The organism is Marinobacterium marisflavi (assembly GCF_982447095.1).
This window is the reverse complement of the sequence record NZ_OZ457898.1, coordinates 1,359,149-1,378,548: the sequence shown is the minus strand read 5'-3', so window position 1 is coordinate 1,378,548 and position 19,400 is coordinate 1,359,149. Positions and strand designations below refer to the sequence as shown.

Annotated in this window: 18 protein-coding genes; 5 read left to right on the top strand and 13 right to left on the bottom strand. The window is 52.3% G+C overall.

What is annotated here, in order from left to right:
• Positions 1-12: 12 nt before the first annotated feature.
• The 3 genes from AC1WNR_RS06850 (at position 13) to AC1WNR_RS06840 (ending at position 3,027) form a co-directional block, all read left to right on the top strand.
• The gene (locus tag AC1WNR_RS06850) at positions 13-849 is read left to right on the top strand and encodes a poly(R)-hydroxyalkanoic acid synthase subunit PhaE (RefSeq protein ID WP_481643769.1); all 837 of its coding nucleotides are present in this window, start codon (positions 13-15) and stop codon (positions 847-849) included.
• A 23-nt stretch (positions 850-872) separates the two neighbouring features.
• Entirely contained in the window at positions 873-1,919 is a 1,047-nt protein-coding gene (locus AC1WNR_RS06845) for an alpha/beta fold hydrolase (RefSeq protein WP_481643768.1), read from the top strand.
• An 82-nt stretch (positions 1,920-2,001) separates the two neighbouring features.
• Complete coding sequence (locus AC1WNR_RS06840; protein WP_481642805.1) at positions 2,002-3,027, top strand: IS110 family RNA-guided transposase; 1,026 nt, start codon at positions 2,002-2,004, stop codon at positions 3,025-3,027.
• 308 nt (positions 3,028-3,335) lie between these two features.
• Here AC1WNR_RS06840 and phaR read toward each other — a convergent pair whose 3' ends face one another.
• The 4 genes from phaR to AC1WNR_RS06820 all read right to left on the bottom strand — a co-directional run bounded on the left by phaR (position 3,336) and on the right by AC1WNR_RS06820 (position 6,794).
• Positions 3,336-3,794 carry a polyhydroxyalkanoate synthesis repressor PhaR gene (phaR, locus tag AC1WNR_RS06835; protein WP_481643767.1) on the bottom strand — a complete coding sequence of 153 codons (459 nt, stop codon included), beginning with the start codon at positions 3,792-3,794 and terminating at the stop codon, positions 3,336-3,338.
• Between the two features lie 23 nt (positions 3,795-3,817).
• Positions 3,818-4,075: a DUF6489 family protein gene (locus tag AC1WNR_RS06830; RefSeq protein WP_481643766.1), complete on the bottom strand. Its 258-nt coding sequence runs from the start codon at positions 4,073-4,075 to the stop codon at positions 3,818-3,820.
• 73 nt (positions 4,076-4,148) lie between these two features.
• On the bottom strand, positions 4,149-5,303 hold the full coding sequence (locus AC1WNR_RS06825) for an MFS transporter (protein WP_481643765.1): 1,155 nt from the start codon (positions 5,301-5,303) through the stop codon (positions 4,149-4,151).
• Between the two features lie 141 nt (positions 5,304-5,444).
• Positions 5,445-6,794: a class II 3-deoxy-7-phosphoheptulonate synthase gene (locus AC1WNR_RS06820; protein WP_481643764.1), complete on the bottom strand. Its 1,350-nt coding sequence runs from the start codon at positions 6,792-6,794 to the stop codon at positions 5,445-5,447.
• 378 nt (positions 6,795-7,172) lie between these two features.
• On the opposite strand from AC1WNR_RS06820, the gene alr reads away from it, so the two are divergent.
• On the top strand, positions 7,173-8,252 hold the full coding sequence (alr, locus tag AC1WNR_RS06815; RefSeq protein WP_481643763.1) for an alanine racemase: 1,080 nt from the start codon (positions 7,173-7,175) through the stop codon (positions 8,250-8,252).
• Here alr and AC1WNR_RS06810 read toward each other — a convergent pair.
• The 3 genes from AC1WNR_RS06810 to AC1WNR_RS06800 are packed head-to-tail and all read right to left on the bottom strand — an operon-like array spanning position 8,249 to position 11,956.
• On the bottom strand, positions 8,249-9,010 hold the full coding sequence (locus AC1WNR_RS06810; RefSeq protein WP_481643762.1) for a TSUP family transporter: 762 nt from the start codon (positions 9,008-9,010) through the stop codon (positions 8,249-8,251). The two genes, alr and AC1WNR_RS06810, sit on opposite strands and share 4 nt — an antisense overlap.
• A 39-nt stretch (positions 9,011-9,049) precedes the next feature.
• Entirely contained in the window at positions 9,050-9,634 is a 585-nt protein-coding gene (locus AC1WNR_RS06805) for a sensor histidine kinase (RefSeq protein WP_481643761.1), read from the bottom strand.
• Between the two features lie 6 nt (positions 9,635-9,640).
• A complete protein-coding gene (locus tag AC1WNR_RS06800; protein WP_481643760.1) occupies positions 9,641-11,956 on the bottom strand; it encodes a PAS domain-containing protein in 2,316 nt (771 codons plus the stop codon).
• A 200-nt stretch (positions 11,957-12,156) separates the two neighbouring features.
• On the opposite strand from AC1WNR_RS06800, the gene AC1WNR_RS06795 reads away from it, so the two are divergent.
• Complete coding sequence (locus AC1WNR_RS06795) at positions 12,157-12,582, top strand: hypothetical protein (RefSeq protein WP_481643759.1); 426 nt, start codon at positions 12,157-12,159, stop codon at positions 12,580-12,582.
• Positions 12,583-12,626: 44 nt separating this feature from the next.
• Here the strand turns inward: AC1WNR_RS06795 and AC1WNR_RS06790 are convergent, their stop codons facing one another.
• The 6 genes from AC1WNR_RS06790 to nspC all read right to left on the bottom strand — a co-directional run bounded on the left by AC1WNR_RS06790 (position 12,627) and on the right by nspC (position 19,227).
• Positions 12,627-13,430: an ABC transporter permease subunit gene (locus tag AC1WNR_RS06790; RefSeq protein ID WP_481643758.1), complete on the bottom strand. Its 804-nt coding sequence runs from the start codon at positions 13,428-13,430 to the stop codon at positions 12,627-12,629.
• The gene (locus AC1WNR_RS06785; RefSeq protein ID WP_481643757.1) at positions 13,430-14,332 is read right to left on the bottom strand and encodes an ABC transporter permease subunit; all 903 of its coding nucleotides are present in this window, start codon (positions 14,330-14,332) and stop codon (positions 13,430-13,432) included. The genes AC1WNR_RS06790 and AC1WNR_RS06785 overlap by 1 nt, the downstream gene beginning before the upstream one ends.
• Positions 14,329-15,447 (bottom strand): ABC transporter ATP-binding protein, encoded by a 1,119-nt coding sequence (locus AC1WNR_RS06780; RefSeq protein WP_481643756.1) that lies wholly within the window; start codon positions 15,445-15,447, stop codon positions 14,329-14,331. The genes AC1WNR_RS06785 and AC1WNR_RS06780 overlap by 4 nt, the downstream gene beginning before the upstream one ends.
• 55 nt (positions 15,448-15,502) lie before the next feature.
• Entirely contained in the window at positions 15,503-16,480 is a 978-nt protein-coding gene (locus AC1WNR_RS06775; protein WP_481645372.1) for an extracellular solute-binding protein, read from the bottom strand.
• Between the two features lie 317 nt (positions 16,481-16,797).
• Positions 16,798-18,039: a saccharopine dehydrogenase family protein gene (locus AC1WNR_RS06770; protein WP_481643755.1), complete on the bottom strand. Its 1,242-nt coding sequence runs from the start codon at positions 18,037-18,039 to the stop codon at positions 16,798-16,800.
• Between the two features lie 90 nt (positions 18,040-18,129).
• Positions 18,130-19,227 (bottom strand): carboxynorspermidine decarboxylase, encoded by a 1,098-nt coding sequence (gene nspC, locus AC1WNR_RS06765; protein WP_481643754.1) that lies wholly within the window; start codon positions 19,225-19,227, stop codon positions 18,130-18,132.
• Positions 19,228-19,400: the final 173 nt, after the last annotated feature.

Here is a 19,400-nt window from a genome sequence, read left to right as displayed (position 1 = left end):
ACTGAGCCCTGCGTGACCAACCCACTCCTCGAACAGTTTCAGAACTGGATTAAACAACTGGAGAACAGCCCGGATGCCGCCTTCAGCAGCCAGTTAGCGCAGTGGCAACAGTGGATCTCCAAATTCCACTCAGAGGCCGAATCGATCTCGCCGCAACACGCTGATTTAGTTAAAAAACTGAGTGGTTACTCGGCCGAACTGGTTGAACTGCTGGCAGACCTGACGCGCAGCCAAGCGCGCGGGGCACCTATCGAGGATCTGATAGACCGGTTGCGCGCCGATCTGCATCAGTTCAACGTCTCTCACGTCCTTGAACAAGCAACGCAACCACATCAATTTCTTGACCTCCTGTTTACACTCAAACAGTCGCAGTTAGTACTGAGCGCCGAACAAGTTGCCCAACTAAAACAGAGCCTCGCGCAACTGACACATCCGCGGTTCGCTCAACTCAGGGCATTTATAGAAGCCTTGTTGGATTGGAGTCAGGCAAGCAGCACGCTCAGCGAGGAGCTCGACCAAATCAGCAACAGCGCTATCGATCGTTTCCGTAATTTGGCGACCGAGGGGTTAGAGAACGATGCCCTCTTGGATCTCTGGGTCGACTGCTACGACAAGAGCTATCGAGACGGCTTCAACTCCGACGAGCTACAAGCTGCACAGGCGGCTCTGGTCAATAGCCTGGCGCGTTTGCAATTAGGTTGGCAAGCACTTATCGACCAATTTGCAGAACAGCTCGGGCTGCCTTCACGCTCGCAGGTCGATAAGTTGATCGAGGAGTTTGATCAGCAGCGCCGCCGAATTCGCAAGCTTGAGGTAGAACTACAAGCCCTCAAGGCAGCTCAAGACTGATTTATGAAGAGTCCTAAGCCCCAATGAAAAGCTTCACTGAGCAGCTTAGTGCGCACCAGCAAATGCTCTCCAAAGCTTTGGAGACCCTAAGCACTCTCAACCGAGTCGTGCCAGACTCACTCGAGGGCGAAACGCTGCTAACAGTTGACGCGATGCAGTTGCGCTACTATGCGCCGCAAAAGACGAAGAGTAACGCTAAGACCAAGCTGCCACTTCTTATCTGCTACGCGCTGGTGAATCGCCCCTATATCCTTGATCTTGAGCCCAAACGTTCACTGATACGCGACTTGCTATCAGCCGGTTATCCAGTCTATCTGATCGATTGGGGCTACCCCAGCGCTACAGACCGTAACCTCGGTCTAGATGACTACATCTGCGACTACCTCCACAGCGCTGTAGAGGCGGTTAAAACGCACTCGGACCAACCTCGCATCGACCTACTCGGGGTCTGCCAAGGCGGTGTCTTTTCACTCTGTTACGCCCAACTCGAACCCGAGAATGTTCGTAAGCTGATCACATTGGTGACACCGATCGACACCGAGGTAGAGAACTTCACCTTGGCACAGATGGTTCGCAGAGTGGATATCGCCACACTGGTAAAAGCGCAGGGCAACATCTCTGGCGGCTTGCTGAATCAACTTTACGCCAGCCTCAAGCCTCTGGCTCTTGGGCTGCACAAGCAACTCAATCTAGCGCAGAATCTGGCTGAGCCAGAGCAGGCTCGCACCTTCATGCGCATGGAGCATTGGCTGAACGATAGCCCAGATCTAGCGGGACGAGGTGCAGTGGAGTTCGCTCAAGGCTTTTTTCAGCAGAACGGTCTGATGAACAGAAGTTTGGAGATTGCGGGACGCAGGATAGATTTGTCGGAGCTCAAACAGCCTATTCTTAATGCTTACGGTAGCAGCGACCACCTAGTGCCGTCCGCTTCCAGCAAGGGGCTAAAATCACTAGCGGCTCAATGCGAGAGCTACGAAGAGTTGGAACTCAAAGGCGGGCATATTGGCGCCTTTATCAGCAGCCGCACCCGCAGCCAACTGGTAAAGGCGATCACAGAATTTTTGAAGTAGGAAATGTGATGGACCCACCCACTCTGTGCCAAGATTGGTTTTGAAAGATCAATCAAGTACGGCATCCAAGAAGGGGGTCCACATGAATAAGACTAGCATTATTGGTATCGATCTGGCGAAGAGTGTTTTTCAAGCTCACGGTATGACGAGCAGTGGTAAACAGACGTTTTCGCGTCAGCTCAAGCGCGCAGAGGTCGCTAAGTTTATAGCTAAACAACCCAAATGCATTATTGGTATTGAGGCGTGCGGTGGTGCTCACTATTGGGCCAAGTTGTTCGAGCAGTATGGCCATCATGTGAAGATCATCCCGCCTGGCTACGTAAAGGCGTACGTGCGGGTTAATAAAAATGATAAACGGGATGCCGCAGCGATTGCGGAGGCAGCGTCCCGAGAGCAGGCACCGGTAGTAGCCGTCAAAACAACTGAACAGCTTGACCTACAGGCTTTGCACCGAGTCCGCGAAGACTCGGTTAACAACCGAACCCGCACCGGCAACCGGATAAGAGGACTGCTTGCAGAACAGGGCATCGTAGTAAAGCGCGGACATGCTGCAACTCGCTACGAGGTCGCGTTGATACTTGAGGACGCTTCAAACGGGTTAAGTTATAGCTTAAGAGAGATCATTGCTGATCTGAGAGAGGAGTGGCTACGCTGTGATGATCGAGTTGATTACTACACCTCACGGATCGAAAAGATCGCTAGGTCTGATGCGCGCTGTAAACGGTTGATGACGATACCTGGTGTAGGCCCAGTCATATCGACCTTGCTGGTTGCGTATGCGGGGAATGGTCAATCATACCGGGGCAGTCGCGACCTAGCCGCCTCGTTAGGCTTGGTGCCCGCCCAGCACTCAAGCGGTGGTAAAGACGTGTTACTGGGGATCAGTAAACGAGGAAATCGACAGTTGCGCAAGCAACTGGTACACGGCGCGAGGGCTGCATACCGCTCACTAGAGAAATGCCCCGAAAGCAGCCGACTTGGCTTGTGGGCACAAGGCTTGAGGGCTTCAGGCAAGCACGTAAACAAGATCGTGGTAGCGATCGCAAACAAGCTAGCCCGTATCGCCTGGAGCTGCTTAGTAAACGAAAGAGATTACAAAGCGTTGTAACCAACGTAGTACGGAGCCTGCCCAAGGCAGGATAAATAGAGTTAAACCCAACCAAAGAGTTGCGCAGAACGTTAAGACACGACAGATAAGATCGACTTGCTGAAAATCTGAAGATCCCTGTGGCTCACCAAGAAGCCGGGTAGGAGATAAGAACAGCAAGAGCACATCTCATAATGGCCCGGGTGGATACGCCCAAACTGAGAGGCCGGATATAAGCGTGCAATCTACTTCTATCGAGTCAAAACGGTCTTGCAACAAACGGGTGGGTCCATATAAGCGATCTGCCGAAGGCATGTTCGCGACCCGAACTACTCGGGCTTCTTCTCCTCATCCTCAGCCGACTGGCCGTTAGGCGTAAACATACTCCACATCGCCATGTTCTGATCGGCCATGCGTGACATCATATTCAACGGATTGGCTGCACCCATCATCGTCTTCATCTGATCGCGCATGCGGTCCTGATGGTCAAGAAAGGCAGCGATACTCTGTTCCAGATACTGGCTCATCATCCCTTGCATCGGATCGCCGTAGAAACGAATGAGTTGTTGCAGAACCTGGTTGGTCAACAAAGTTCCATGCCCCTCCGCCTCCTGCTCTGCGATAATCTGCAGCAGAATGTTACGGGTCAAATCCTGACCTGTCTTGGAGTCTTGAACCTGAAAAGCTTCACCGCTTAACACCAGCTCTTTAACGTCTTCAAGAGTGACGTAACAGCTGCGTGAGGTATCGTAGAGTCTGCGGTTGCTGTATTTGCGAAGAATGCGCACTGCACTGCTCCTTTGTGGAGTTCTTATTTATCTTTATCGCCGGTCTTGCCGGTCTGTTGCATCATCACATTGAAGAATGACTTCTGCATCGCCTCCATCGAATTGAGGCCAGAGTTCAGGTAGGGCTGCATCAGTGACATCGGGTCATACCCCTCAGCGCCTGCGACCATCTGTTTACGAAACTGCTCCACCACCTCTTTTTGCAGCTCTGTCACATCGGGCAGTCCCATTGTGCGACGAAACTCTTCAGGGGTGAGGTCGATATCGATTGAAATCTTCATCAGGACATCTCGCCTTTTCGACTAACTCTCTACGCAGAATACACCAATTATTTTGCAGCGCAACAGAGCCGTTTTAACTATTTTGCTGCGCTTTTCCAAGAATTTGCACGCGCCAAACGAGTAGAAGCGCGATAAAACTCGCGCCTGCAGCAAAGATATAGGCCAGCTCACTCCCCAGATCTTGCCAGAGATAACCCGCAGCAACGCTCCCCACAACCCCGCCTAAACCGAAGCCTAGGGTAGAGTGTAACGCCTGTCCTCGCCCCTCACTGCCTGCCGGAAAAATCTCCTGCACAAAACGTATGCCGCTGGCTAGCACCACAGCAAAACTTGCAGCATGAAGCAGTTGTGCAACGACCAGTGCCCAGAGATGATCCGGCATAAAGGCCAACAGTAGCCAACGCAGGATTCCGAGCATGATCGAGGCGATCAGCACCTGCTCGAAGCCAAAGCGATTCCAGAGCTTGTGCAACACACCAAAGAGAACGATTTCGGCAATGACACCCAACGACCAGAGCCAGCCGATTGCCGTGCCATCATACTCAAACCGCTGTAATAGCAGCGTGTAAAAGCCGTTGTACGGCCCATGAGCCATCTGCACAAGAAAGATCATCAGGAAGAAGCGAATCACTTCGGGGCGTTTCATCGTCGCACGGATCAAGCCCGAAGCCGGACGCTCTCGACCCCGCTCTACTTTTGAGTCTGGCACCCAAAACGAGGCCAGCAGAATCAGCACCATCGCAGCCACAAAGCTGTAGGGCACATCTGAGACACCCTCACCGATAAACAGCTCACCGCCCACTAGTACTGCAATAATGAACCCGACCGAGCCCCAGAGCCGCACACGCCCATACTCGTTCGAGCGCTTGGCCAGATGCTGCAGCGTAATCACCTCAAACTGCGGCAGGATCGCGTTCCAGAAAAACGAGTAGAGCAACATACAGAGCCAGAGCGCCAGAAACTCTGTCTGGCCCGGTATCAGCATCACACTCAGCAGCCCACCAAGAGCACCCAGACGCACTATCAACAAACGGTGACCGAAACGATCACCGATGTAGCCCCAGATTCCGGGAGCGTAGAGCCTCGAAAGATGAAAAGCTCCCAAGAGGTAGCCGATCTGCACGGCGGTCATGCCGATCGACTCGAGATAGGGAGAGAAAAAGGGTACGACCAGCCCGAGCAGCGAAAAGAAGAAAAAATAGAAAGTCGCCAAACGGGTGAAGAGCATTTGAGGAGTCCAGTCGCAGCGAAAATTGAAGCCCGAATTTGTCGCACAACACCCGTTAAGTCAACTAAGACGCCGTAAGCGACTGTTTAGACCCTTACAATACTTGCAAAATGCGACGCATAACGCGTCGCTTTTCGCATCTTATTTACGTGCTGCCTTGAGCGTATCTGCAATTAGAAAGGCCAATTCGAGCGACTGGTCTGCGTTCAAACGTGGATCACACTGAGTCACATAACGCTCCGCAAGCGCCGCTTCGGTAATCTGATAAGCACCGCCGACACACTCGGTAACATGGTTACCGGTCATCTCAAAGTGCACACCACCGGCGTGAGTTCCCTCAGCCTGATGGATCTCGAAGAAGGATTTCACCTCGCTAAGAATTGCTTCGACCGAACGGGTTTTGTAACCACTGCTCGCCTTCACCGTATTGCCGTGCATCGGGTCACTGCTCCAGGCCACCTGCGACCCCATATCGCGCACCAAACCGACTAGCTGCGGCAGGTAGTCACCGATCTTTTCAGCGCCCATGCGGGCAATCAGATTGATGCGACCCAGCTCATTCATCGGATTAAGAATATCTAACAGTCGACGCAGATCATCTGCATCAGTAGTAGGCCCCACTTTAATACCGATTGGGTTCTGCACGCCACGTAGAAACTCGACATGCGCATGATCTGGCTGACGGGTACGGTCGCCAATCCAGAGCATATGTGCGGAACAGTCGTACCAGCCACCAGTCAGGCTATCTTGACGAGTCAACGCCTCTTCGTAAGGTAGTAACAGTGCCTCGTGGGACGTATAAAGCGTGGTCTCCGAGAGCTGCGGTGTGTTCTCAGACGTCAAACCACAGGCCGCCATGAACGCCAACGCTTGATCAATCTGCTCACCGAGCGCTTCATACTTCTGATGAGCGGGCGACTGCGACACAAAACCCAGGTTCCACTGATGTACACGATGCAGATCAGCAAAGCCCCCGCGCGAAAAGGCACGCAGCAAGTTTAGGGTTGACGATGACTGGTGATAAGCTGCCAACATACGCTGTGGGTCCGGCACGCGCGCCTCGGCGGTGAACTCTACCGAGTTGATGTTATCGCCACGGTAACTGGGCAGCTCCACACCATCCACCGTCTCGGTATCGGCCGAGCGTGGTTTTGCGAACTGACCTGCAATACGCCCAACTTTAACAACAGGGCAACTACCCGAGAACGCCATCACTACAGCCATCTGCATCAGCAGCTTGAAGGTGTCACGAATCTTATCTGCACTGAACTCGGCAAAACTCTCGGCACAATCTCCGCCCTGCAGTAAAAAGGCTTCGCCCCGCGCAACGCGAGCCAACTCGGATTTAAGCGAACGAATCTCGCCAGCGAACACTAACGGCGGCAGTGCGCTGAGCTGACGCTCAACGTCAGCTAAGGCTTGAGAATCGGGGTAAGTTGGGAGTTGTTTAACCGGGCGATTGCGCCAGCTATCAAGTGACCAGTGCGACATCAATAATCCTTACAGAGTTCAGGCAAATCAGGAGTCCAAAAGTATAGAAAGCTCTCAACCAATGCGAGTGCTCAGAGCGCTAATTTGCTGAATTTCCGTAAAATTCTCTGTTAAGAGGCGATTTTTTAAATGAGTATTTTCAACAGATAGGAGCTAAATGAATAGGTCGGTTCTTCAGTCTGGGGGTGGCGGCTCACTTTATCTGGACGAGCACGGTACTCAAAGACCAGTGCTCGACTATAGATCGATCGCGAAATAGCGCTGCGCGCTACACCGCTCGTACAGAGTCGAGAGCACAAATAGATCGCCCTATTGCACTCGCACTACAGTGTTTTAACCGTTATTCTTCCCGTCAACAGCAACGCCTCGGAGACCTCAATGGCCCGCCCCACAACAGCCCAGATCGACCTGAGCGCCATTCGCCAGAATTACCAGTTAGCGAAGAGTCTCGCGCCCAACAGCCAAGCCCTCGCTGTGATCAAAGCCGATGCCTATGGTCATGGTGCAGTTAAAGTTGCGCAAGGGCTTGAAGCCGAAGCCGACGGCTTTGCAGTTGCTGCTATTGAGGAGGCGATTGAACTGAGAGAAGCGGGCATCCGCAAGCCTATTCTACTGCTTGAAGGTTTTTTCGACGCAAACGAACTCCCACTTATCAGTGAGCACGCGCTGAGCTGCGTGGTACACACACACTCACAAATCGAAGCACTCGCCGCATACAACGGAGTAGGCACGTTCGATATCTGGGTAAAGATAGATATCGGTATGCACCGACTGGGCTTGTCCCCGTCTCAGACGAAAACGGCTTTAAGCCGTCTTGGCGCCCTGAAGTGCGTACGCAATATTACACTGATGGGACACTTTTCCTGTGCTGATGACCTCGCCGCTGGTACCACTATTGAGCAGCGCCGCCTCTTCGAACGCTTGGCCGGCAACACCCAATTCGCCACCAGTCTATCAAACTCGGCGGCCATACTCGGCTGGCCAACCGTGAACAGCGACTGGATTCGCCCCGGCTTGATGCTCTACGGAGCCTCGCCGTATGAGGCTCCACAGGAAGATGCAGATCGCCTACTGCCCGCGATGACGCTCAAATCGGAAGTGATCGCCGTGCGGACGATATCTGCTGGGGAGTCAGTCGGATATGGGGCAAGCTGGACAGCAGACAGACCCACACGCATCGGTACCGTAGCAATCGGTTATGCCGACGGCTACCCGCGCCAAATTCGTTCAGGCGCGCCGGTTGTGGTTGGCGGAATGCGAACAAAACTAGTCGGTCGTGTCTCAATGGATATGATTACCGTTGATCTTACCGATATCCCAGCGGCGAACATTGGCACACCGGTAGAGCTCTTCGGTCGCCAGCTGCTCGCCGGGGAACTCGCACCCTGGGCCAACACCATCCCTTACACACTCTTCACCGGCATTACCCGCCGAGTGCACAAAGTCTATAGCGACTAAGCCAAAAAGGTTCTGGTGATACCGACAACCGAAATCAGTAGCAGTACCGTCCCGAGTATCCGGTAAAACTTAATCGGATCGGTCTGTTGCAAATAGTTGTGCAGCATCTGCCCGAGGAAATGGCCGATCAACGCACAAGGGAATAGCCAGAGTTGCGCTTCAAGTTGCAGGTCGACCCCTGCAATGACAAAGGAGGCCATCTTAATGGTCACCAGAATAAACCAGAGTACGAACAGCGTATCGCGCAGCTTCTCGCGCGCCACATGGGTGCTGAATACTGAAATAACCAACGGCGCTGCAATCAGAGAAGTACCGCTGACATAACCGCCGAGCATCAGGAAGATGTTATCCATCCACGGCCGCGAACTGCGGAAGGGTCGGTTGAGGATATATCCTACAGAGTAGACGCTCACGATCAGCAAAATGATCGCAGACATCACTTCACTAGAGAGTGTGAGCAGACCCAAAACCCCAATGATCTTAGGAATGATCATCACTTTGAGAGATTTGCGCAGATAAGCCCAATCTACGGTGCTCTGACCGCCATTTTTACGATGACCACGCACGGCGATCCAGCTTGAGAACACCAAAAGATGCACAGAGATAATCGGAAGAAAGATCAGTGGGTCATCAATAACGAGCAGTAAAAAGGGCAACGCGAGGACAGCGCCACCAAATCCTAAACCGGTGCGAACAAAACCGCTCCAGATAAAAATCAGGCCAATGGCCAGATACTCCCACCACAGCAACTCTGCCACAGCACCACTCTCCGTTCTAATTCAGTGGCGCAGTGTAAGTCATGGGCAAGAAAATTTCGCTAGGCTGTAGCTAAAACCGCAGTGAAAACTCAGACCCCGCGCAAACGGCTCAAAGATCGATTCCCACTGCTCCCGAGGAATACCCTTACCGTTGTCCTCCAGCTCAACCCGCAACTGCTTTTGGGCTTCATCATTAAGCTCGAGCAGCAGACCCAGCTTCAACTCTGATGCGCCGGAGTGAATCGCAGCATTCTTAACTAGGTTGGTGATGATCTGTCGCATACCTTTGGCATCAAATGAAAACGGCTCAGCAGCTCCCTGAACCGAATTAATCTGCACCCGGAGATTAGCTGTTTTCAGTCGATCACGAAGGGGCGTTAGGCACCCCTCAACCACATCCAGCGGAGTGGCATTATTGCGTGTACGGAAATTGATACTCTGGGGCTCAACAACCGCTCGTAAATCATCCAACACATCCATCAGATGCTTTGCCGTGGCGTCGATGTCCTTGGCGTAGGGCAGCGCCCTAAACTCCTCGTCAGTTAGCTCAGCTCGCTGCGAGTCCAGCAACATACTCAGCGTAGCAGCTGGTGTGCGCAGCTCATGCCCGATAACTGCAAACATCTGCTGCTACGCTTGCTGGCGGCGCTCCAGACTCTCCAGAGCAGCTTGGCGCTGCCCTGCAATCTTCTTAAGCTTGCCAGAGAGTTTTTGCAACTCGCTGATATCCACAAAGCTACCGACAACAAGAGTGGGCTCCCCTTCGGTGAAGACTGTTTTGAGCTGCACACGTACCCAGCTTTTACTGCCATCGCGAAGCTCAAAGTACGCAGCAGCAATATTTAATTCACCGTCAAAGCGCGCTTGAACTGCCTTGGCAGTCTGCTGTTCCCGGCTCTTGGCCGGGAAACGGTTGCAAAAATCAGCAAAGCTAATGCTTGGGTATTCAGCTTGAGGGAAATCAAACAGACGACGGAACACGTCATTGACACTCAGAAGGTCAGTGGCAAGGTCGTGTCGCATCAGTGCGATACCCCCCTGTGCAGTGGTTCTCTCCAGATCGAGCAGCGCACGTTGAGCTTCATTTCTCGCATCAGCCACAGCTTGCTTGGCGCGGTGAGACTCATCGATATCCTGACTTAAAATAATAATGTGCTGCTGTCCATTGTCGTCAATCCAGCGCTGTACAACTTGGTCTAGTGTCCAGCGAGGCGCGTCCCAATCCGGACAAAGCAGCGGAAACTCCACCGCAACACCGAGTTTGTTTTGAGCCTCTATTACTGCGTGTCGATACGACGGATCGACGCAACGAATAAACGATTGATTCGTGAAATTAAGCTTCTGATCTTGGATCGGACTGATAATGTGGCGAACCTCACCCGAATCTAGGTTCGTCTCAAGGAGATAGAGCCCGCACATCTGGCAAGCGGCTTTTAGATGCTGATAGACCTGCTCGTATCTTAGTTGCGCTCGCATCTCAGCATCGATACTGAAGATACAACCGAGCGTCCGATACTGATCATCAATTTTATACTGGCGAGCAAAGGCCTTTAGCCAGACGTATTCTTGACCACCGTTCGGCCGGATACGGTAGTTGACGCTAAACTCTTCGTCCAAATTGAGCTGCTCATAGGCCTGCTCTCGAAACGCGATCACCCTTGCTCGATCTTCGGGATGTATCTGCTGCTCCAAATCTGAAAAGTCAAAGCCAGCCTCTTCACCCGCACCATAGAGCCGCTTAAAGCGCTGATCCGGTTGAAACACGCCTGTACTGTGATCGTAGGCATAATAGGCTATCTGGGCTGCATCCAAGGCGAGGCCCGCATTGCGCTCACGTTGCTTTAACTCAGCATAGAATTCTCTATTCTGTGCGTAAGCCTCTGACAGTTTGCGATTACGAGAGCGTTCGCGACAAAGCCAGGCAAGTATAAAAGCGCCTAAAAGGATTAGACCCAACGCAACATAACCTTGGAGCTGCTCAGTCGAAATCGCAACAACAGGCTCACCGCGTATTTCAGCACCGCCGGTCAACCCCGCAACATTCAGTCCAAAGCGCTCAAGCTCAGAATAGTTATAAACATGTTGGCGTAGAAGACTCAGATCAGGCGTCTGGCCCTCCGCAATATCAGCAAGCGCACGGCCGAGCTGGTAGCTGTCGAGTACAAGGCCACCCAAAACCCCGTCTAACTCCAGCATCGGAGACTGGGTTACCAGTATCGGCACATCAGTGGTCGCGCCGACCTCCGCCACAGTCTGGTAGGGAAAGTGTAAATCAGTACCGATGCGCATCAGGCTAGAGTCAATCAGTAGCAGGTCACCCGTACCAACCTCAGATAGCAGCGCATCCCACTCATCGTGGCTATCAAACTCGCTGCGCGCTACGAATTCAATGTCTGACCTTGTATCAAAGCTGACCTCATCTTGATAACTATGAGTATTATTCCCCAAATAGATTAGCCGCTGTATCGAGGGATAAATCTCTCTCAAGGACTGATACACACGTTCAGGCTGGCGTAACACCTCACTATCCAGACCATAGCTGGAGCGCCATTGGGTATCCACATACTCTGCTGCAGGATTGCCCAACCCTTGCTGTGCAAGTTCAAAAACATGAGATGCCGGCTGACCAATCACAATCACCTTGTCGAAGGCCAGCCCTTCGAAGTCATCGATTACATCCTCGGCTATCTCCTCGAGACTCCGCTCTGGCACTTTGCGAAACCAATCCACGGACGCAAAGTAGAGCTCGGCGTGCTCCGTACGGGGCGCGTTAAACCTTATCTCTTGAGCCCGTTCGAGAACTCCACGCTCCAGACTACCCTGCCAGGGAACAAGTCTGTTTACACTTGATAGGATCAGTACATTCTGGTCTGCCTTAGCCAACAGGGGCCAGCACAGTAGATTGGCTAGCAGAATAAGAGCAGTGTGTTTGAGAGCAGATTTCACGGGGCGAACATATCTCTTTTGAGTCGTGTTTGGGTTTGTTAATTAACAAACAGCGAGTTATATTAACGCTTATGTGCTATATGCTATATGCAATATGCATACCAACAAACAGCGCGGCGGCTGTATGAATAATTTCGAATAGACAGTTGGGACATTCAGGGCTAAATTACCGTTTATGTTACATGGAAGTAACATATGTTATGAAAACAGCCCTTCTATTCGAGGTGAACGGGATGTCTCAATTATCGGTAAATCGTTGGCGTACGTTTAACCACCCGGCCCCCACCGTCGGCAATTACGGCTGTTGTCAGATAATCGATACGCGTACACGGGTTATTCACCTAGTAGAGATCTGCTCTCACCACTTACATCGGGCCCGCCTTGAGTCCAAGACGGTTGATGAACAGATGATAAGCCGCGCCCTCTGGCCGACGGCCTCAGCCAAAGTACGAACAGCGCTGCCGCAAATGCTCGCAGGCTACCTTCATCAGTTGCGTGATACTGAGTTGCCAAATCCTGGTAACGACAGACAGATGTTCTCATTCACAGTCTACGCCGATGGCACCCACTCCTGGCCGGCCATTACGTTGATGACACAGGATAGTTTCGCCGCAGCGCCCGCCTGAAGCAGGGTAACTGTTTTACTACAAAGCTATGGCGTCAGCACAGATTAGCCGCGTTTCTCCTGCAGATATATGATCCGGCCAGCAACCAACACGGCGATACTCACGATACCCACCATTATGGTCGCTAATGCATTGATCTCAGGACTAACCCCTAAACGCACACTCGAGTAGACCACCATAGGCAGGGTCGTTGAGCCGGGTCCTGACACAAAGCTTGCGACGATGAGATCATCCATAGATAGAGTGAAAGCAAGAAGCCAACCCGCCAGCAGTGCCGGCGATATGATTGGCAAGGTGATAAGGAAAAACACCTTGAACGGGTGCGCCCCCAGGTCCATCGCAGCCTCCTCGAGAGACTGATCCATATGTGCTAGACGGCTGCGGACGACAACCGTTACGTAGGCCATGGAGAATGTTGCGTGCGCCAGCGTGATAGTAGTCGTGCCACGGCCGTTTGGCCAACCGATTAACTGCTCCATTGATATAAACAGCAGTAGTAAAGAAAGACCAATTATCACCTCAGGCATAACCAGAGGAGCTGCTACCAGGGCATCCAAAGACGAGCGCATTTTGCTGCGCCTAAATCGAACCAAAACTATCGCGGTCAGGGTTCCGAGCATCGTTGCAATACTGGCATTCATCGCACCAATTTTGATGCTCAACCACGCCGCTTCAAGGACTTGATCATTCTGTAACAACTCGCCATACCACTTGGTACTGAAACCCGCCCAGACGGTTACCAGGCGGCTCTCGTTAAACGAGTAGATGATTAGACTGAGAATCGGGCCATAGAGGAAGGCGTACCCCAGCACCAGTGCACTGAAGAGGAAGGGCGAGCGCTTAAACATCACTCCACCTCCTCAGAGCGTTGCTCCATGTGGCGCAGCAACACAAAGGGTATGATCAAAACGACCAACAGCACAGCTGCCAAAGCCGATGCCAGCGGCCAGTCTTTATTGGCAAAGAACTCCGTCCACATCAACTTGCCAATCATCAAGGTGTTCGGTCCGCCCAGAAGGTCTGGGATAACAAATTCACCCATCACTGGGATAAACACCAGCATAGACCCTGCAATAAGGCCGGGTAGCGACAGCGGTAACGTGATCAGCAGAAACTGCTTAATAGGCGGACAACCCAGGTCAGCCGCCGCCTCCAACAGCGACTGATCCAGTCGCACGAGAGTGGCATAGAGCGGTAACACAATAAACGGCAAGTAGGAGTAGACAATACCGATGTAGACCGCCGTCTGCGTGTAAAGAATATCGATCGGTGCATCAATCAGCCCCGTCCACATGAGAAACTGATTCAGCAAACCGTTGTTCTTGAGGATACCGATCCAGGCGTAAACGCGTATGAGGAAACTGGTCCAGAAAGGCAGGATGATCAGCATAAGTAACGGCAGACGCCAGTGCGTCGGTGCACGCGCAATACCGTAGGCCATCGGGTATCCCACCAGAATAGCCAGCAGTGTAGAGATGGCCGCTACTTTAATAGATCCAAGCAACGCATTGATATACAATGAATCTTCAAGCAGAAGCTGGTAGTTACCAAAATTAATAACCAGCGTCATGATGCCATCTTCGAACTCGCGAATAAGATCCATATAGGGCGGCTGCGCCAACTGCGGCTCTGCCAGGCTGATCTTCAATACAAACAGAAATGGCAAAACAAAAAAGAGGCCGAGCCAAAACCAGGGAAGCGCGGCTATACCGAAGCGTCCCCAGTTCACTTTTGAACTCAGCCCGCTCATTCGGTAAGAACTCCAGCCGCTTGTGGCTGCCAACTCAGCGTTACTCTTTGACCCCAGTCGAGCGGCTGTTCTGCCAGCGCTTGAGTGTTCGGTTGAGTAAATTGAATGCGCTTACCCGAGCCCAGATCCACGTGATAAATGGAAACATCACCGAGGTAGGCGATCTCCTCAATAACCCCCTCCACGCTGTTCGGCTGCCCGCTCGACTCAGGGAGCAGACGCAACTTCTCTGGACGCACAGCAACCGTTACGTCACTGCCAATAGCTATTGGGTGCGAATAGTTGACGCGCAGCACCCCGCCCGCCTCGTCACTATGGATGTTGATACACTCATCATCCTGTGACTCAACGACGCCGGCAAAGAGGTTAATCGAGCCGAAGAATGAGGCCGCGTAACGCGAGCGCGGAAATTCATAGATCATCCGCGGTGTATCAATCTGTTCAATACGTCCTTCACGCATCAGAGCGACACGGCTGGACATGGTCATCGCCTCTTCCTGATCATGAGTCACCACGATAAAGGTGATACCCAAACGCTCCTGAATATTTACCAACTCAAACTGCGTACGTTCACGCAGCTTCTTATCCAGTGCACCCAGAGGCTCATCCAGCAGCAGGATACGCGGGTGTTTTGCCAGCGAACGAGCTAGGGCCACACGCTGACGTTGACCTCCCGAGAGCTGATGCGGCTTACGCGCACCCAGGGCAGAGATCTGCACCAGGTCCAACATCTCCTCGACTCGCTCTTTAATCGACTCTTTTGGCATCCCCTCCTGCTTGAGGCCGAAGGCGATGTTGTCGACCACACTCATATGCGGAAACAGCGCATAGGACTGAAACATCATATTGATCGGCCGACGATACGGCGGTACATCCGTAATGTCTTTGCCATCTATATAGATGCGCCCCGCTGTCGGTGTCTCAAAACCCGCCAGCATTCGCAGCAGCGTTGTTTTGCCACAGCCAGAAGAGCCAAGCAGCGAAAAAAACTCACCGCGAAAAATCTGCAAACTGACATCATCAACCGCATAGGTGCTACCAAAGGTTTTAGTCACACCCTCGATACGGACAATTGGTTCTTCATCGACAAATGAATTGGGAGCTGTATAGGTCATGTATGTGATCGACTAGTGAAGATATAGAGGAGCCCGATGGGCTCCCCGTTCGGTGTTACTGACCGGTTTTAACGCGTGTCCAGGCACGAGTCACATTACGCGTTTCTCGATCACTCGGTGTCTGCAGCGTAATGAACTTCGCGCGGGTTTCAGCCGGTGGATAGATACCCGCGTCCGCACGGATCTCCTCATCCACCAATGACTCAGCGGCAGCGTTGGCATTGGCGTAGGCCACATAGTTGGTAATTTCGGCAATTACCTCAGGGCGCAGCAGATAGTTAACAAACGCATGGGCTTCGGCCGGGTGCGGCGCATCTGCTAACAGCACGGCAACATCTGTCCAGACAACCGCGCCTTCGCTCGGCACGACGTAGGCGATGTTCACACCGTTATCGGCTTCTGCCGCACGGTCACGCGCCTGCAGAATGTCACCGCTGTAACCGTGAGCGACGCAGAGATCACCGTTCGCCAGGTCGTTAATGTACTGCGAGCTGTGGAAATAGCGAATATTCGGGCGCACCGCCGTTACTACATCAACAGCCGCCTGGGTACCATCCTTTGAGTAGTCGTTTGGCTCGGCACCCGCGTAGACACGCGCAGCCACAAACACTTCTGTTGGATCATCCATCAGAGATACACCACAGGCTGCTAACTTAGCCGTAGTTTCTGGATTATACAGCAGGTTCCAGCTGTCGAGCTTAGCATCTTCGCCCAACACGTCCTTCACCTTATCGACATTGATACCGATGCCGGTGGTACCCCACATATAGGGGATCAACATATCGTTCTTGGGATCGATGTCAGATAGCGTGCGCAGAATATTCGAATCGAGATTAGTGTAACCGCTAAGTTTGCCAAGATCATACGACTGGTAGAGACCCGCCTTGATGTGACGGTCGGCAAAGGGGCGCGCTGTTGGGAACGCGACGTCGTAACCGCTCTTACCGGCTAGCAACTTTGCTTCCAGTACTTCATTGGAGTCGTAGACGTCATACACTACGTTGATGCCGGTCTCGGCTTCAAACTTAGCGATCGTCTCTTCAGCAATGTAATCAGATCAGTTGTAGACGTTAACAGTCTGCTCAGCCGATACATAAGAAGCTCCAGCAACCGCCACTGCAGCCGCCAGGAGAGTCACACCTGAAACCCGATTTTTCATAGTTTTTCTGTCTCCAGAGAGTTAAAAATGCGCCACTGCACATTTGGCGAACTATGGATAAAAAGTTGACAAAAAACCAGAAAAATTATCTGTTGGTGAAGAGAATTTTTGCAGCAGAGGAGCGGGCTGCGTGCGGCGCCCACTCCTACTGTAGGAGCCCCCTCAAAAAGGTGGCGACCCCTATCTAGCGTTTAAGAGAAATCCAGCGGACGCTCGCCATTCTCATCACGGATCCAAGTAGGCAGACCCATGTGGTTCAGGTGGTTCAGGAATGGACGCGGATCCAACTCCTCAACATTCACCATGGACTTGCAGTCCCACTCACCGGTTGCGATCAGCAGCGCTGCAGCAACAGGGGGAACACCGGCAGTGTAGGAGATACCCTGACTGCCCACTTCGTTGTATGCATCTTTATGATCTGCCACGTTGTAGATAAAGACCTCACGCTCTTTACCATCTTTGGTGCCCTTAACCTGATCACCGATACAAGTTTTACCGGTGTAGTTAGGCGCCAGCGAAGCAGGATCTGGCAGACAGGCTTTAACCACTTTAAGTGGCACAACATCCTGACCCTCAGCGGTTTTGATAGGCTGCTCGGAGAGCAGGCCGAGGTTCTTCAGCACAGTGAAGACAGTGATGTAACGCTCACCAAAGCCCATCCAGAAGCGTACATTCGGACAGCCCAGGTTTGCCGAGAGCGAGTGGATCTCATCGTGACCGGTCATGTAAGAAGTGCGCTCACCTACAACCGGCAGGTCGTCAGTACGGCTGATCTCAAACATCTGGTTGGTCTGCCACTGGTTGTTCTGCCACGAGTAGACGCGGCCTGTGAATTCGCGGAAGTTGATCTCTGGGTCGAAGTTTGTCGCAAACCAGTGGCCATGGTCGCCGGCATTGATATCGATAATATCAACCGACTCGAGAGTGTCGAAGTACTCGTTTTTAGCCAGTGCGGCGTAGGCATTTACCACGCCTGGGTCGAAGCCACAGCCCAGAATCGCTGTCGTACCCGTCTCTTTACAGCGCTCACGACGTTTCCATTCGTAGTTGCCATACCAAGGCGGCTCTTCACAGATCTTCAGTGGATCTTCGTGGATCGCTGTATCCAGGTAAGCCGCACCGGTTTCAATACAAGCTTCTAGAACAGACATGTTAACGAAGGCAGAGCCAACGTTTAGCACGATCTCGGAATTCGTTTCACGAATCAGAGCCGCGGTTGCTGCGGTATCCATAGCGTCCAGAGCGTAGGCAGTCAGCTTGCCCTCTACTTTCATAGCACCCTTTTCGCGGACGCTCTCGATGATCGCATCACACTTCGACTTGGTGCGCGAAGCGATTACGATATCACCGAGAATATCATTGTGTTGGGCGCATTTATGCGCCACCACCTGGGCGACACCGCCGCCGCCAATAATTAGTACATTCTTTCGCATTGATCGATCCACTCTTCAATCTGTTGGAGCGCAGCTTAGCTGCGCGATAACCGAAAAATCGCGCAGCCAAACTGCGCTCCTACGGGTGTGCTACGACAAATTCCCAACGAAATCGTCGTAACCAAATTCACGTACCAGCTCGACACTACCGTCCAACTGTTTTACTGCAATCGACGGCATCTTCACGCCATTGAACCAATTTTTCTTCACCATGGTGTAGCCACCGGCATCCTCTATCGAGATACGGTCTCCCGCTTTGAGCGGTTGCTCAAAATTGAATTCACCGAAAATATCTCCAGCCAGACAGGACTTACCGCAGATCTGGAAACGGTGCTCACCATCGCAGGGTGTCATGCGCGCGTCCTCACGGTAGATGAGTAGATCCAGCATGTGCGCTTCGATTGAACTATCGACAATCGCCAGGTGCTTGCCGTTGTAAAGCGTATCCAGCACGGTGACTTCCAACGTTGTACTCTTGGTGATGGCCGCCTCACCTGGCTCCAGATAAACCTGAACACCGAAGCGTTCAGAGAAACGTTTCAGGCGCGCGCAGAATTTGTCTAGCGGATAGCCCTCTCCGGTAAAGTGAATACCACCACCGAGACTGATCCAGTTCATCTTCTCAATCAGATGGCCGAACTTCTGTTCTATAAGCGTCAGCATCTCATCGAAGCGATCGAAGTCTGAGTTTTCACAGTTGTTGTGAAACATAAAGCCCGAGATCTTTTCGAGCACCGTTTCAATACGCTCAGGATCCCATTCGCCAAGACGACTGAAGGGGCGGGCCGGATCGGCAATAATGAATTCCGAGGTGCTCACCAACGGATTAACCCGCAGACCACGCGTTGTATTGGCACTCTGGGCGTCAAAACGCTCAAGCTGGTTGATGGTGTTGAAGATGATCTTATCCGAGTTGGCGATCACCTCATCAATCTCATCATCAGCGTAAGCCACCGAGTAAGCGTGGGTCTCGCCACCAAACTTTTGGTAACCAAGCTTCACCTCGTAGAGCGATGAAGAGGTGGTGCCATCCATGTACTCAGACATCAGATCAAACACCGACCAGGTCGCAAAGCACTTAAGAGCCAACAAAGACTTGGCGCCTGAGTGCTCACGCACATAGGCAATCTTCTCAAGGTTCTTGAGCAGTTTGCTTTTATCGACCAGATAATAAGGGGTTTTCAACATCGCTATCTCGCACTCGTCAGACAGGCTGAAAATAAAGCGCAAGATTTTACAGGAACTGAGCCAACGGGGCTATTTTTGCAAGAAAATCTCTGTAATAGGGATGTAGCGCAAAGCGCTATCTCCCGACCATATACAGTTGTAGGAGGTATATCCGCAAAGCGGATGTCGCGACC

Coding starts and splice junctions, on each gene's coding strand:
- AC1WNR_RS06785 (WP_481643757.1), bottom strand. CDS start 14,332: ATGAGCGGGCTGAGTTCAAAAGTGAACTGGGGACGCTTCGGTATAGCC.
- AC1WNR_RS06840 (WP_481642805.1), top strand. CDS start 2,002: ATGAATAAGACTAGCATTATTGGTATCGATCTGGCGAAGAGTGTTTTT.
- AC1WNR_RS06845 (WP_481643768.1), top strand. CDS start 873: ATGAAAAGCTTCACTGAGCAGCTTAGTGCGCACCAGCAAATGCTCTCC.
- AC1WNR_RS06780 (WP_481643756.1), bottom strand. CDS start 15,447: ATGACCTATACAGCTCCCAATTCATTTGTCGATGAAGAACCAATTGTC.
- AC1WNR_RS06795 (WP_481643759.1), top strand. CDS start 12,157: ATGAAAACAGCCCTTCTATTCGAGGTGAACGGGATGTCTCAATTATCG.
- AC1WNR_RS06790 (WP_481643758.1), bottom strand. CDS start 13,430: ATGTTTAAGCGCTCGCCCTTCCTCTTCAGTGCACTGGTGCTGGGGTAC.
- AC1WNR_RS06770 (WP_481643755.1), bottom strand. CDS start 18,039: ATGCGAAAGAATGTACTAATTATTGGCGGCGGCGGTGTCGCCCAGGTG.
- AC1WNR_RS06825 (WP_481643765.1), bottom strand. CDS start 5,303: ATGCTCTTCACCCGTTTGGCGACTTTCTATTTTTTCTTCTTTTCGCTG.
- nspC (WP_481643754.1), bottom strand. CDS start 19,227: ATGTTGAAAACCCCTTATTATCTGGTCGATAAAAGCAAACTGCTCAAG.
- alr (WP_481643763.1), top strand. CDS start 7,173: ATGGCCCGCCCCACAACAGCCCAGATCGACCTGAGCGCCATTCGCCAG.
- AC1WNR_RS06830 (WP_481643766.1), bottom strand. CDS start 4,075: ATGAAGATTTCAATCGATATCGACCTCACCCCTGAAGAGTTTCGTCGC.
- AC1WNR_RS06820 (WP_481643764.1), bottom strand. CDS start 6,794: ATGTCGCACTGGTCACTTGATAGCTGGCGCAATCGCCCGGTTAAACAA.
- AC1WNR_RS06805 (WP_481643761.1), bottom strand. CDS start 9,634: ATGTTTGCAGTTATCGGGCATGAGCTGCGCACACCAGCTGCTACGCTG.